Here is a 14,943-nt window from a genome sequence, read left to right as displayed (position 1 = left end):
ATCAACGCATTCTTTAGATGGGAGAAGCGTTTGGATGCTAAACATAACGGGCAATTGGCGTTTGGCTTTTTGCTTTTGGCAATTGGCTTTTCGCCGGGATTAAGTTTAAATAAAATTTAATAAATTCCTGTAGCCAATAGCCAGAAGCCATTCGCCAGCAGCAAATCTTAACGTTTTGAGAACTGGAATCTCTTTCTTGCTTTTTTCTGACCTGGTTTCTTTCTTTCCACCATTCTTGCGTCTCTTGTAAGTAAACCAGCTGGCTTTAAAGCTAATCTGAATTCAGCATTGATTTCGCATAGAGCTCTGGAAATACCCAATCTGATAGCTTCTGCCTGACCTGTATTACCACCACCGAAAACATTTACGGTAACGTCGTACTGACCAACAGTTTCAGAAAGGATGAACGGCTGGTTTAATTTGTAAACCATCACGTCTGTAGAGAAATAAGTTGCAGCCTCTTTACCGTTTACTGTAATCACACCAGTTCCTGGCTTTACGTAAACTCTTGCTACAGAAGTTTTTCTTCTTCCGATTTTGTGAACTATAGACATAATTTAATTATTTAAATTCGTTAACATTAATTGTTTTCGGCTGTTGAGCTTCGTGCTTGTGCTCAGTTCCCTCATATAAATAAAGGTTTTTAAGCAATGCAGATCCTAATCTGTTTTTTGGAAGCATACCTTTTACAGATTTTTCCAATACTTTTAAAGAATCTTTTTTCTGAAGTTCAAGAGCTGTCATAGACTTCTGTCCACCAGGGTAACCTGTATGCCAGATGTAAGTCTTATCGTTCCACTTGTTTCCGGAAAGAGTAACTTTCCCAGCATTCAAAACGATTACATTATCACCACAATCTACGTGAGGTGTGTAATTCGTTTTGTGCTTACCTCTCAAAATCTTTGCAACCGTAGAAGCTAGTCTTCCTAACGGCTGTCCTTCAGCGTCTACCACAACCCATTCTTTATTTGCAGTAGCTTTGTTCGCTGAAACAGTTTTGTAACTTAATGTATTCACACGTTTTAGTTAAAGATTAAACATAATTTTCCCTTAAAAGGGTGTGCAAAGGTACACTTTATTTTTTGAACAGAAAAATATTATTTAAAATGTCTTGAGAATATCTTTCATCTTCATTTTCACCTCTTTACTTTCAGGAAGCTCTGTTTGATCTGAAACTTGCAATAAAATAATAAGCAACAAAGACCGTAGAAAATTTCAGAATAGACGGAATGGCAAGTTCAACATTAAAGATCAAAACACCCACAACAACCAAAATAATCATCGCTAAAAACGAGAAACTCATTTTCTGAACCAGTTTAAAATCACCCATATCAAGATAATAGGCCAATCCCCAGGCGACCCCGAATGATAATGCATAATAAACTTCCAACCCCAGATCTTTGGTCTCTGTGAAAAAATAATTAATCAGGAAACTGACAACCGTTCCAAGAGCGAAATACAATAATGATTTTTTCATACCTTATATAATGGTGCAAAAATAAAGTTTTTTTCAAAGAATAAATTTTAAACTAAATAATCTGTGCCCCGAACTATCAAATATTAGGCTTTAAGTGAAATCTCAATTTGACAAATTAAATTAAATGACTCAAAATCAATTAAATATATTATTAAATTCAATTTTTATTAAATTGTTATATTTGAAAACTTAGAAATTTTCTACAAACAATATGGAAACCCAAAAATATACTCCAACAAACAAAGTAAGAATTGTAACCGCAGCTTCCCTATTCGACGGGCACGATGCAGCCATCAATATTATGCGTCGTGTGATCCAGGGAACAGGATGCGAAGTTATCCACCTTGGCCACGACAAATCTGCTGAAGAAGTGGTGAATACAGCCATTCAGGAAGATGCCAATGCCATTGCATTAACTTCTTATCAAGGCGGTCACAACGAATATTTCAAATACATCTACGACCTTTTAAGAGAGAAAAACTCACCGCAAATCAAAATTTTTGGCGGCGGCGGTGGTGTAATTCTGCCGGAAGAAATCGAAGATATTATGTCTTACGGAATCGACAGAATTTATTCTCCGGACGACGGCCGTGAACTTGGTTTACAGGGAATGATCGATGATTTGGTGAAAAGATCAGACTTTGCAACAGGAAAAGAAGTAACTGCTGAAGATTTAAATAATATCAGTTTTGAAAACTCGACCAGCATTGCAAAAATCATCTCTGCGGTTGAAAACTTTTCAGAAGAAAAACCTGATTTGGTAAAAGCCATTGACGAAAAATCAAAAGATTTAAACATTCCAATCATCGGTATCACAGGTACAGGTGGAGCAGGAAAATCTTCTTTGACAGACGAATTGGTAAGACGTTTCTTACGTTCGAACACTGATAAAAAAATTGCGATCATCTCAATCGACCCTTCGAAAAAGAAAACTGGCGGTGCATTATTAGGAGACAGAATTCGTATGAATGCGATCAATGATCCGCGAGTTTATATGCGTTCGATGGCAACGAGAGAGAACAACGTTTCTGTTTCTCCGTTCATCCATTCAGCATTAAATGTTCTGAAATTGGCTCATCCTGATGTTATCATTCTGGAAACTTCGGGCATCGGACAATCGGGTTCAGAAGTTTCGGATTTTGCTGATGTTTCAATGTACGTAATGACGCCTGAATACGGAGCTTCAACGCAGTTGGAAAAAATTGACATGTTGGATTACGCAGATTTAGTTGCTTTAAATAAATCTGACAAACGTGGTGCGTTAGATGCACTTCAAGCCGTAAGAAAGCAGTTCCAAAGAAACCATTTGTTGTGGGAAAGTCCGTTGGATGATATGCCGGTTTATGCGACAAAAGCATCTCAGTTCAACGACCACGGAACGACTGATTTATATAATAGATTAATTGAAAAAGTTAATGAAACCCTTCGACAAGCTCAGGGTGACAATGCTCCAAAATTTCAAGGTTTTGTTGAACAGGAAGTTTCAGAAGACATCACAATTATTCCTCCAAAAAGAGTTCGTTATCTATCAGAAATTGTTGAAAACAATAGACAATATGATGCTAATGTTGAAAAACAGGCAGAATTAGCAAGAAAAATGTATCATATTGAAGGCGTGAAAAAATTCCTTTCCAATGAAACTTTAGATACTGAATATCAAAAAGCCGAAAAAGATCTTCAACAGGAAAATATCGATTTCCTGAAAAATTGGGACGATACGAAAGAGGCTTTCAAAGCTGAATTTTATTCTTATTTTGTTCGTGGAAAAGAAATTAAAGTAGAAACCTCAACAGAATCTTTATCTCATTTAAAAATTCCAAAAATTTCTCTTCCAAAATATACAGATTGGGGTGATTTGATTAAATGGAAAGGTCAGGAAAATCTTCCGGGCGGATTTCCTTACACCGCCGGAATTTATCCTTTCAAAAGAACAGGAGAAGATCCTACAAGGATGTTTGCCGGAGAAGGCGGACCGGAGAGAACCAACAGAAGATTCCACTATGTTTCTGCGGAAATGGATGCAAAACGTTTGTCAACAGCGTTTGACTCTGTGACTTTGTATGGACAGGACCCTGCATTACCACCGGACATTTATGGTAAAATCGGAAATGCGGGAGTTTCTATTGCAACATTGGATGATGCGAAAAAACTGTATTCAGGTTTTGATTTGGTGAATGCAATGACTTCCGTTTCAATGACGATCAACGGACCTGCGCCGATGTTGCTGGCTTTCTTTATGAATGCTGCGATTGACCAAAATGTTGAAAAATATATCGCTGAACACAATCTTGAAGCGAATGTTGAGAAAGCTTTAAAAGCAAAATTCGACGACAAAGGTTTGGAAAGACCAAAATATAACGGAGAATTACCTCCATCAAACAATGGTTTAGGATTAAAATTATTAGGACTTACCGGAGACGAAGTAATTCCTGCAGAAGTTTATGCTGAAATTAAGGCCAAAACTATCGCGACAGTTCGTGGTACCGTTCAGGCTGATATTTTAAAAGAAGATCAGGCTCAAAACACTTGTATTTTCTCTACTGAATTTGCTTTGAGATTAATGGGTGACGTTCAGGAATATTTTATCACAGAAAAAGTGAGAAATTTCTACTCTGTTTCAATTTCCGGTTATCACATTGCAGAAGCGGGTGCAAATCCGGTTTCTCAGTTGGCATTTACCTTGGCAAACGGTTTCACTTATGTGGAATATTATCTGTCAAGAGGAATGGATATTAATGATTTTGCACCAAATTTATCATTCTTCTTCTCCAACGGTATCGACCCTGAATATTCGGTAATCGGACGTGTGGCGAGAAGAATCTGGGCAAAGGCAATGAAACTGAAATACGGCGCAGACGAGAGAAGCCAGATGTTGAAATACCACATTCAAACTTCAGGTCGTTCGCTTCACGCTCAGGAAATTGATTTTAACGATATCAGAACGACGCTTCAGGCGCTTTACGCAATCTATGACAACTGTAATTCACTTCACACGAATGCTTATGACGAGGCGATTACAACTCCGACTGAGCAATCTGTAAGAAGAGCGATGGCAATTCAGTTGATTATTAATAAAGAATTAGGATTGGCTAAAAACGAAAATCCGCTTCAGGGTTCATTTATCATTGAAGAACTGACCGATTTGGTGGAAGAAGCTGTGTATGCAGAATTCGACAGAATTACAGAAAGAGGTGGCGTTTTGGGTGCAATGGAAACCATGTACCAACGTTCGAAAATTCAGGAAGAATCGATGCATTATGAATGGTTGAAGCACACAGGAGAATATCCAATCATCGGGGTAAATACTTTCTTAGGAAAAGATGGTTCGCCGACGGTTCGTCCGGGAGAAGTGATCCGTTCGACTGAGGAGGAGAAGCAGGTTCAGATAGAAACGCTTCATAATTTCCAAAAATCGAATGAGGATAAATCCGAAGCCGCATTGAAAACTTTGCAACACGCAGCAATTAATCAGCAGAATTTATTCAACGTGATGATAGATGCTGTGAAATACTGTTCGCTTGGGCAGATTACCAATGCTTTGTTTGAAGTGGGTGGTAAATACCGAAGAAATATGTAGTCCGTAGCCGGACTTGCAATTTTTACGGCTAACTGTTTTAAAAATTATAAATCAAACCTCAAGGATTTTCTTTGAGGTTTTTTGTACTTTTGAATTATCTTTATTTTAAATTTAATTCTCCTTAAAGAAACTATGAAAAAATCTTTTCTGACAACTCTTACCATTTTTGCTTTACTATTTTTAAAAAGCTGCAACTCATATCCGATGGACAATAAAAACACAAGTGATATGAACAGAAATACTGAAGAATTACAAAAAAGACAAGAAGCTGAAAGAAGCAAGATTGAACCCAGCGCTCTAAATAATTTTGGAAAGCCGGATAATAAATAAAATATCACAAAAGAAGAATTATAAAAGCGTTATCGGGCAGACAGTTTTGACTACCAACTTTTAAATACAAAGCAAACCTCAAGAATTTTCTTTGAGGTTTTTTTGTATTTTTACTATTCCAACAATACCAAATGCTACAAAAAACTTCTCTACTGTCTATAATTTTAATCAGCATCTTTCCACTGGCTCAAAATATGAAAGCGTCAATGCAGATAACCTATCAGATGAATCTAATTTCTGATTCGCTACACAGAGAGAAAGTTAAAACTGCAGAGTTTATCTTACTTTCTAATACAATAGAATCTATATTTTATACACAGGAAGCGAAAGATTATTATAATAATGAATCAGGAAAAAAAAGTAATTCTGCATTGAATTTAATTAATTCCAGTGTAGGTGGTATTCCTAGATTTCCAAAACATCGTGAAAGTGTTCACAGAAATGAAGGGAAAACTATAATATACAGTGATGTCGGCAAATACATTTTTGCTTACGAAGAACCAGATTTAAAATGGGAAATCCTCAGTCAGAAGAAAGATATTTTAGGCTATACCTGCAGACTGGCGTCAGCAATGACTGATACAAACGACACCTTTTTTGTGTGGTTTGCTGAGGATATTTCTATACCTGACGGACCGTTTAGATTTAAAGGCCTGTCGGGCCTAGTGCTTGAAGTTTACAATAAAAACAGAACGATAGAATTTTTGGCTTCAGAAATAAAAAAGTCTGATGAAATAATCGAACCTTTAGCTTACACAAATCCTGTCAAAACCAAAAATAAGCAGCAGTACCTTGATGCCAGAAAAAACTATCTTGCAAATCCGTCTGCGTACAATGGAAACATAAGAATTTTTGATGCATCCGGCAAAGAGACAACATACAGAATGCACGAAAGACTAAAAAAGATTAATGTTTTTCTGGACTGACCTATGAAACCAAAAGCCATCTTCAACTGGAGCAGCGGAAAAGATTCTGCTTTAGCTTTATATAAAATTTTAAAAGAAGACCAATTTGAAGTTACTACTCTACTGACAAGCATCAATAAAGAGTTTCAGAGAATTTCCATGCATGGCGTTCACGTTTCTTTGCTCGAAAAACAGGCTGAAAATGTAGGATTTCCATTAATGAAAATGGAAATTCCTAAAGAGCCTTCGATGGAAGAATATCAGGAAATCATGTCTAAAACCATGAATGAAATAAAGTCGCAAGGCGTTACACATTCAGTTTTCGGAGATATTTTTCTGGAAGATCTACGGAACTACCGAGAGGAGCAACTCGAAAAAATTGGAATGAAAGGCGTATTTCCACTATGGAAAATTGACACTACACAAATTATCAACGAATTTCTTAGTTTAGGCTTTAAAACCATTGTCACCTGTGTCAACGAAACTTATTTAGATAAAAGTTTTGCAGGAAGAATTATTGATAGAGATTTCATTAAAGATTTACCTGAAAACGTTGACCCCTGCGGAGAAAACGGCGAGTTTCATACATTCACTTTTGATGGACCAATTTTTAAAAATAAAATTGAATTTGAAATCGGAGAAATCGTGATGAAAACCTATCCCAAACCAAAAACTGACGAAAGCGACGGCGGAGAGTATGTTTTTTGGTTTTGTGATTTGATTTTGAAATAAAAATTGCCAATTTTTCAGTTAAAATTTTAAACTGAGAAAGCCAATGAATAATTTTATACGAAGATGAAAATAGCTATTATCATCTTGAAATTCCAAAAGAAATTCTAAAGTGTGAAAGTCTACTGGAATTTTCTCCACAGGATATCTACCACAGTACGAAACTCGAAATTGTTACCATTGAAAATCTTGGAAAGAAAAAAACAGTCAAACTGGAAAATAATGGATGGGGCAATTATTACGGTGTGATCGAATCTCCTTTGGCGGGAAAAAATTCGCTTGTATTGACTGATGGCAAAATTTTAGATAGCAAAACGTTCACCAGGAGCTACTCACTATTTCCTCACAAATATATTGTCCAATATATTCCTAAAGAATTTGTAAGATTTTTCACAAACAAAAATGATTACGAGGATGTTTATCCTGTTTTCATAAAACCATAATCCTACGTAAAAAACTCTGAAATTTACATTCCTTTTAAATGAGCGTATTAATCAATCGATTAAAAACGTTAATTAACCGTTTTCTCTTTTCAATTTTATCAATATTCTTCACTGATATTACAAATCACACAATCAAGACTTTAAAATTTAATTATGTATATTTGCAACCATATTTATTAAAAATAGATATTTTATACATGTATAACATATTATATTAATAATATTTAAATGCAAAACAGAATACTGATGAAAATAAACAATGCTCAAAATACAAAGAAGAGCCTTTTCATTTTTCTACTAACGAATTTTATTGTATCAAATGCTCAGGTGGGCATTAATACAACTAATCCACAAACGATTTTCCATGTAGATGGTGCTGGTGACAATCCTCCGACGACTGCTCCCAATGCACAGCAGAAAAGCAATGATATTTTTATTTTGCCTACAGGCCAGTTAGCTCTCGGCAGCGACACGCCACGTACTAAGGTAGACACAAGAAACTCAAGCAATCAGGGATTTATCGCCGTGGGCAGTACAAACCAAACAGCTACAGATGCTGGTGAAGGTGCGATACAATATACCCCAGAAGCAGGTGGAAAAATTCTTTTTTCTAAAGACAACAGTTGGTTTGAAATATCTTCAATTCCAAAAAAAATATACATCCGAGCTTCCAGTACATTCACCGGTAATTTTAATAATAACGCAACTACAAACATAGCTACCTGGAATCTCTCCTCAGACTTTCAGGCTTATTACACAAAAGCAGGTATTTATGCAAATCCAGGATTTTTCAATGCCAGTACAGGTGTTTTCACAGCACCCAAGGCAGGAAGTTACTCAGTAAATATTTTTATCGTGTTTTCCAGCAGTACACTTTCTTTAGGAAGTGCCACAGCGGTTTTCAGACATGTGAATCCTATATCTGGCGAACAGCTTCATCAATGTCTGAGAGAAACCGGGGGAAGCAGCTCTGGCAGCTTATTCGGAATATCTTGTAATGTTCAGATTACCATGGAGAGAGGCGACACTTTAAGACCCGCAATTACAAACAATACTGGCTCTGTCAAAAATCTACTTAATGATGGCTCTGCAAACATCATGTCGATTGTTGAACTTTAAAATTTTTAAAAGATATGAAACTTAAAATAAGATTTTTATTATTTGTTCTTGTATTCAGTCAGACTTTGCATTCTCAAGTAGGTATCAACACCAACTATCCTCTCGGAACTTTCCATGTAGATGGAGCGAAAGATAATGGTACAGCTACTTCGACATCCATTACAAATACCCAGCAGTCTAATGATTTTATTGTACTTCCATCAGGAAACGTGGGTATAGGTATGGTAAATCCTAAAGTAAAATTTGACCTCAGATCTCCAGGTTCGACCCAAAACGCCATCGGAATTGGCACCAACACACTTACTGCAAGTGCTGCGGAAGAAGGAGCGATACGTTACGAAGCCGGTTTAATGCAATACTCAAACGGACTGGAATGGGTAAACCTAAACTCTACAAGCCAGCCTGAAAAAATGACATTGGCAGTCACCAACAACAGCACAGCTACCACACTGAATAACAACACCTCAACAGTGCTCACCAACTGGCCTACCGTAGTAAGCAATACCTTGGGCAGCGGAAGTTTCTCTAATGGCGTCTTTACCTCTCCGAAAGATTCTGTCTATATGATTAACGGATCTTTTTTGTTTGCAAGCAGCTCTGTAGTCGCAGGCTCTTACGTACATATTAATTTTCAAATCCTAGACGCTTCGAATAACGTGATTAATGAAAACAAATGCACAACAAGCTTCCCAACAGCAGGATCTTCTGTTTTTGCAGGTGATAACTGTACAATAAACTACTATCTGCAGACGGGTCAAAAAGTGAGAATGGCTGTTTTCCACAATTTAGGTTCAAATAAAACCCTTCACGTAGGAACCGTCAGTTCTCAAGGTTTTCAAAATTTTTCGGTTAAAGAAAACTAAAATTATAAACATATACAATGAAAAAAAACCTTCTTTCACTTACGATAATAATATATTTAATATCTTCAATCGGTTGCAATGTAGCAGCGCAATTGGGCATCAATACAGAGAAACCACTTTCTCTTATGCACATCGACGTAGCAGCAAATAATGGAACAAACACTGTTTTAGATCCTGTGTTATCTTCCGATGATGTAATTTTTACCAACGAAGGAAAAACGGCCGCGGGCAAAACTACAGCTATCGCCAATCTGGATATCAGAGCAAACTCTGGAAATTCAGCTATAGGCATTGGAAACACCACTCAAACGGCAGCTCAAGCCGGTGCTGGAGCCGTGCGATACAACACCTCCACAAAATGCTTGGAATATTCAGACGGTAGCGTTTGGTCTTGTATGCCATCTGTAGCAAGAAAACTACAGGTTTTAGCTCAGAAAAATGTGGCTCAGAGTATTTCTGTAAGCACACTTACTACCGTAAGCAATTGGGCAACCATAAAAGACAATACAGAAGGAGCATACAACTCCACTACCGGTATTTTTACTGCTCCCAGAACAGGAAGATATGCCGTTTCTTTCATTTACTCTTTTAATTCAGGCGCCATTAATGCCAATACACAGATTGAAGCTCAAATAGAATACAACTCACTGTTTATTAAATATTTAAAAGCTTTCCCCACAGCCATCACCTCAACGTCAACAGCCTATATTTCCGGAATCGTATCTTTAAATGCAGGACAACAGCTTTCACCAAAAATCTGGCAGACTACAGGCTCCGCCAAAACAATTTCCACCACCGGAAATACCAGATTTTCTATTGTGGAACTTTAAAAAAATCTAAAAATTCTTTTAATTCAGTTTTATATTTTTCATTATATTTAATGGTATTTTAAACCAAATAATGAAAAAAGTCTTTGCCATTTTCAGCTTCTTATTTTTATTACACTCGTGTAATAAACCCAATACTGTTCAAAAAACTAACCCAAAAACCATCGCAGATTCAGCGGTTTTGGATTATCAAAAAAAACTGATTTCAGCACAGCTCGATTCCATTTTTTCTGAAACCGAATTCAACGCTTCTGTAGGAATTTTTAAAGACAGTATTGAACTGTACAGAAAAAATCAAGGTTTTGCGAATTTTGATGATTCCACTGAAATAAATAACCAAACCATCTTTTCTATTGCTTCCATCAGCAAACAGTTTACGGCAGTTTTAATTTTGAAATGGGTAGAAAATGGAAAACTTAGCCTTGATGATAAAGCTTCAAAATACGTAAAAGAACTTCAGAAAAAAGAGTACGAAAACATTACAGTACATCAATTGTTAAATCATTCATCCGGTTTAAACAATTTTGGCGAAAAACTGGTATTTAAAAACGGTATTGGTTTCAATTATTCAAATGACGGCTTTAATGCTTTAGGTAAAATCGTAGAAAATATTTCAGGGAAATCTTTTGATGAAAATATTTCAGCTTTGTTTGAAAAAGCAGGCATGAAAAATTCCTCAACAGGAACGGCGTTTGAAGGACAAAATTTCGCCCAAACTTATGTGGGAACACTGAAAAAGCCTCAGAAAATAAACCACATGCCAAAACGGTTGAGCAACAAAGAAATAGGAATTCCCGCCGGCGGAATTTTATCAACCATCGATGATTTGCATACCTGGAATAACGCTTTATACAACGGAAAAATCATTAAAACAGAAACACTCAAAAAGTTTTTAACCAAAAGTTCAGAAAGACAGCATCCCGTTTTCGGAAAAATGGATTACGGCTACGGCATCATGATGAATACCGAAAAACCTCTCACCTACTTTCATTCCGGATATGTGAAAGGTGCGCCATCGCTCAATATTTATTATCCCGAAACTAAAACCTCTGTGATTATTCTATCCAATTTTGCAGATGAGGAAAAAGGTAAGAATGCAGCTTTTAAACCTCATCAGGAAATTAAAAAATTTTTAGATTTAATCGAATCAATTAAGTAGAAACATTAAAATTTCTTTTAAACATGAATACCTCACAAACTCATCCATAATTTTTTATGTATTAAAATAAATTTTAAAAACTTAATTTCATCTTATGAAAAAAATGTACTTCATTGCCATTTATCCTAATCAGGAAACTATAGATGAGATTAGAATTTTTAAAGAAGATTTGGCTTTAAATTTTGGCAATTCTAAAGCTTTAACCAATGATGCTCACATCACTTTACTACCGCCTTTTGAAAGGGAATTTGAACTGGAAGAAGACATTCACATTGCTTTTCAGAAAATCAACACCGACATTTCTCCTTTTGAAATTACACTGAATGGATTTGGAAGTTTTCCCAATCCGAAAAATCCGGTTTTATTTGTACAACCAGAAGAAAATGAAAAACTGAAACAGCTTTATTTGAATGTAAAAGAAAAATTTAGTTTTGGCAAATATTCTTTTCATCCACACATGACGGTTGGTTACAGAAATTTAACTTTTGAAAATTATCTCAAAGTCTGGGAAATTTACAAAGACAAAATCTATAAAACTAAATTTACCGTTGATAAAATTCTTCTCCTCAGACACGATGGTAAATGGGTTCCGTTAAATGAAAAGAAATTATCTAAAGAGTAAATTAAAATCTAAAATAAATGATCTCATCATTGCATAAAAAAACAACACAGAAATGCTGTGCTGTTTTTATTTTAGCTTTTATTTCTAACTAGAAAGACTCCAGCAAAGAAGTCGTTAACGTCGTTTGAGACATCGCAGCATTAAGTGTATTGGTATCTACAGCTCTTCCGATTCCTAAGTTCGCAACCGTTGGCGGAGTTGAAGTATTGCTACCAAGATTCCTGTTACTACATGCCGCTCTTACAATGTAACTTCCCTGTGCAAGAGCATCCAGTGTGATGTTGAGATTATAAATCTTGTACGATCCGGATACTCCTCTTAATACATCATTTCTCACAGCTTTTAGCTTGAATGGAGGATTCGGACTTCCGTCTGTAGATTGTTTCTGAAGAAAAATTCCACAGGCATAACTTGCTGACCCGATACCGTTTGTCCACGTAGATGAAGCGGGTTTTGCAATCTGAACAGTAGTTTGAAAAGAGAGAATTGCCTTAGACTTATTATCTGATTTTGTTACTGTAAATTTATCCTGAGCATTTTCCACATACACCCAGTTAGGTGTCGTGGTACCTGTAGATGTGGTCTGATCTGAATCCAATGTATAAATACCCGTGTATCCTCCTGCTGTAAAACCCAAACCAATATCGTCTTTCACTGTATTGAGAAAATACAGTGCTAAACTCCCCTGGCCATTGGCAATCTGAACCGTCTTCCAGGAATCACCTAATGTATTTCCACTTTCTACCACCCCGAAAAGCTGACCCGAAGTACCAGCAGAACCAGCGGTTCTTATTTCTTTTCGTACACTTAATGTACCATTTACATCCAGCATTTTCGCAGGAGCAGAACTATTAATTCCTACCTGAGCATGGAAGGTAAAAGAAAGACAAATCATTACTGATGAAAATATACATTTCATTTTTTAAGGTATAATTACAGGTGAAAAAAATTGTGGAATTTCATAAATATCAACTTTCAAAGAAGATTGTGTCATAAAATTATTGAGATTTGTTACTGCTGTTGCGGCGGGAACACCTATCCCCAGAGAAATCCCGGCATTTGTAGTTGAAAGTCTTGCACAGGCAACACCCACCGTATGAGTTCCCAAAGTGAGATTCTCTACTCCCCCTATCTGCGTATGGGTAATGAAAGTAAAATTGGCGGTTGTACTTCTTGGCAGAACATTAAGCCTGATACTTTTGAGCGAACCATCTACAAATATTCCGCATGCAAATTTAATATCTGAAGTAACTGTAGTTGTATTATTTTGCTGTACTACGGTTTCAAATGTAAAATAGGAACTGCTGATTGTACTGCTCACTGTAAAATTTTGCGTAAGTCTGTTAATTGATTTAAAACCTTTTGTAAGTAAGCTAGCAAGAGGTGCATTTACAATAAAATCAGTTGCAGGAATCACCGTGGTGGCCGTTTCGTTATCTGCAAATGTTACGCCTTGCCCTGTCTTTCCGGACGGCCCTACAAGCGGCGGCACAGTGGCGTCCGGGTCTGTATTAAGGTCACTGTAAGAATCATTAAAGATTACATAATATTTATCTGTGAGATACTCTGGAATTCTGAGGGTTTTCCAGGCCGGTGGCTTCCCCGGACCCTGCGAAACAAGAAACTGCCCTGCCTGTCCTGCAAGCAAACCTCCTGACCCATTATCCAAAAATACTTTATTTCGTATATTCAAATCACCATTTATATCAAGATTCTTCTTCGGACTGGCAGTAGCGATACCAATATTTCCCTGCGCCTGAACTAAAACTGCAAGCAAGAAATTGAATATTATAAAAGTCTTTTTCATATTAATTGGTATAGATTACAAGTTCGGCAACATCGATTTTGAATAATGACCTCAGCGCAAAAGGAGTAGAAGAAGTATTCAGTGTGAGAGGATTTGGTCCGTATGATGCGTTGTTGATTCCCACTCTGAAATAATTATTCGTATTATCCGTAGAGCCGGTCTTGCGACATGCCACGCTATACACATAAGTACCTACAGCAGCATTTACTTCTGTGTAATTTAAAGTAAACATACCCTGAACAGGGCTCGCATCCACAGTGGTAATTACATCCGGACGCAATGCTACAAGCACAGGAACAGGTTGTGGAGGTGTTACCAGCTTAGGCGCTTTGAATATACCACAGATATAATTTACAGAAGATCCTGCTCCTACGGACTTATTTACTAATTCCACACCAGACTGAAGCTGATATGTAACTTTATTCTTCGCAGCTTTAATTTCAATTTCGGTAGTAAGACCGTCAATTTTCAGCCATCTTGAATCGAAAGCTTCGCCAATTACACTTACATTGGGCGCAGAAACTGTAGGATTCTGGATACCTAAATCATCTCTCTGAAGATAGGTATTAATCAGCTTGTACTGTTCATTTTCCAGGAAAGATACTTTAGCCGTTTTCCAAAGCGCTGTGTTACCTACGCCTTGGGAGACCAAAAGTTGATTGGCAACACCTTCATTTCCATTGGCAACATTGGTGACTTCCAGGTTCAAGGCATTTCGCATAGCCATATCACCATTAACATCCAAAGTTGATTGTGGTGTTGCTGTATTGATGCCCACTTGTCCAAAAAAGATGGATGACATCAAAAGCGTTCCGAAAATGACTGCTTTGATCTGAAAACTCTGCATAAATCAGTATTAATTATCTTGCAAAAATAAAAATTCATTTTTGAAAACAATAATTATTTTATGTTAATGAATTAACAATAAAATTAATAATGCCAAAGTAATTATTTAATTAAAACGTTTTATAATTAAACAATATAAAACATATAAAATACACCAAAATAAATTATTTATTGAAAAATTTACACAATTGAAACAACGTCTGTGTATCTCGACTTCAGTTAATACCTCTATATAAACG

General features: G+C 36.4%; 15 protein-coding genes. 9 read left to right on the top strand and 6 right to left on the bottom strand.

What is annotated here, in order from left to right:
* Positions 1–167 precede the first annotated feature (167 nt).
* The 3 genes from rpsI to AC2A1G_RS03285 form a co-directional block, all read right to left on the bottom strand.
* Complete coding sequence (gene rpsI / locus AC2A1G_RS03295; protein WP_056028995.1) at positions 168–554, bottom strand: 30S ribosomal protein S9; 387 nt, start codon at positions 552–554, stop codon at positions 168–170.
* Between the two features lie 7 nt (positions 555–561).
* Positions 562–1,017, bottom strand: a complete 456-nt coding sequence (gene rplM / locus AC2A1G_RS03290; protein ID WP_056075141.1) for a 50S ribosomal protein L13 — start codon at positions 1,015–1,017, stop codon at positions 562–564.
* Between the two features lie 133 nt (positions 1,018–1,150).
* The gene (locus AC2A1G_RS03285; protein ID WP_484045532.1) at positions 1,151–1,477 is read right to left on the bottom strand and encodes a hypothetical protein; all 327 of its coding nucleotides are present in this window, start codon (positions 1,475–1,477) and stop codon (positions 1,151–1,153) included.
* 211 nt (positions 1,478–1,688) lie between these two features.
* Between AC2A1G_RS03285 and AC2A1G_RS03280 the strand changes: the two genes are divergently transcribed.
* The 9 genes from AC2A1G_RS03280 (at position 1,689) to AC2A1G_RS03240 (ending at position 12,051) form a co-directional block, all read left to right on the top strand.
* A complete protein-coding gene (locus AC2A1G_RS03280; protein WP_484045531.1) occupies positions 1,689–5,054 on the top strand; it encodes a methylmalonyl-CoA mutase family protein in 3,366 nt (1,121 codons plus the stop codon).
* A 132-nt stretch (positions 5,055–5,186) separates the two neighbouring features.
* Entirely contained in the window at positions 5,187–5,384 is a 198-nt protein-coding gene (locus tag AC2A1G_RS03275; RefSeq protein ID WP_484045530.1) for a hypothetical protein, read from the top strand.
* A gap of 131 nt (positions 5,385–5,515) precedes the next feature.
* A complete protein-coding gene (locus AC2A1G_RS03270) occupies positions 5,516–6,310 on the top strand; it encodes a GLPGLI family protein (RefSeq protein ID WP_484045529.1) in 795 nt (264 codons plus the stop codon).
* A gap of 3 nt (positions 6,311–6,313) precedes the next feature.
* Positions 6,314–7,021, top strand: a complete 708-nt coding sequence (locus AC2A1G_RS03265) for a Dph6-related ATP pyrophosphatase (RefSeq protein WP_484045528.1) — start codon at positions 6,314–6,316, stop codon at positions 7,019–7,021.
* A 686-nt stretch (positions 7,022–7,707) separates the two neighbouring features.
* A complete protein-coding gene (locus tag AC2A1G_RS03260) occupies positions 7,708–8,580 on the top strand; it encodes a hypothetical protein (RefSeq protein ID WP_484045527.1) in 873 nt (290 codons plus the stop codon).
* 14 nt (positions 8,581–8,594) lie between these two features.
* Positions 8,595–9,443, top strand: coding sequence for a hypothetical protein (locus tag AC2A1G_RS03255; protein ID WP_484045526.1), 849 nt, complete (start codon positions 8,595–8,597; stop codon positions 9,441–9,443).
* A 17-nt stretch (positions 9,444–9,460) separates the two neighbouring features.
* A complete protein-coding gene (locus tag AC2A1G_RS03250) occupies positions 9,461–10,273 on the top strand; it encodes a hypothetical protein (protein WP_484045525.1) in 813 nt (270 codons plus the stop codon).
* A gap of 70 nt (positions 10,274–10,343) precedes the next feature.
* On the top strand, positions 10,344–11,429 hold the full coding sequence (locus tag AC2A1G_RS03245) for a serine hydrolase domain-containing protein (protein ID WP_484045524.1): 1,086 nt from the start codon (positions 10,344–10,346) through the stop codon (positions 11,427–11,429).
* A gap of 94 nt (positions 11,430–11,523) precedes the next feature.
* A complete protein-coding gene (locus AC2A1G_RS03240; RefSeq protein ID WP_484045523.1) occupies positions 11,524–12,051 on the top strand; it encodes a 2'-5' RNA ligase family protein in 528 nt (175 codons plus the stop codon).
* 88 nt (positions 12,052–12,139) lie between these two features.
* Here the strand turns inward: AC2A1G_RS03240 and AC2A1G_RS03235 are convergent, their stop codons facing one another.
* Genes AC2A1G_RS03235 through AC2A1G_RS03225 form a run of 3 tightly spaced genes read right to left on the bottom strand, consistent with a single transcriptional unit; the run spans position 12,140 to position 14,705 of the window.
* Complete coding sequence (locus AC2A1G_RS03235) at positions 12,140–12,970, bottom strand: hypothetical protein (RefSeq protein WP_484045522.1); 831 nt, start codon at positions 12,968–12,970, stop codon at positions 12,140–12,142.
* A 3-nt stretch (positions 12,971–12,973) separates the two neighbouring features.
* Complete coding sequence (locus AC2A1G_RS03230) at positions 12,974–13,858, bottom strand: hypothetical protein (RefSeq protein WP_484045521.1); 885 nt, start codon at positions 13,856–13,858, stop codon at positions 12,974–12,976.
* A gap of 1 nt (position 13,859) precedes the next feature.
* On the bottom strand, positions 13,860–14,705 hold the full coding sequence (locus AC2A1G_RS03225; protein WP_484045520.1) for a hypothetical protein: 846 nt from the start codon (positions 14,703–14,705) through the stop codon (positions 13,860–13,862).
* Between the last annotated feature and the right edge of the window lie 238 nt (positions 14,706–14,943).

The sequence above is a fragment of the Chryseobacterium sp. HNCC26DJ240 genome (genome assembly GCF_057180485.1).
Note: the sequence above shows the minus strand (reverse complement) of the source record. Positions and strands in the feature narration are given on the sequence as shown.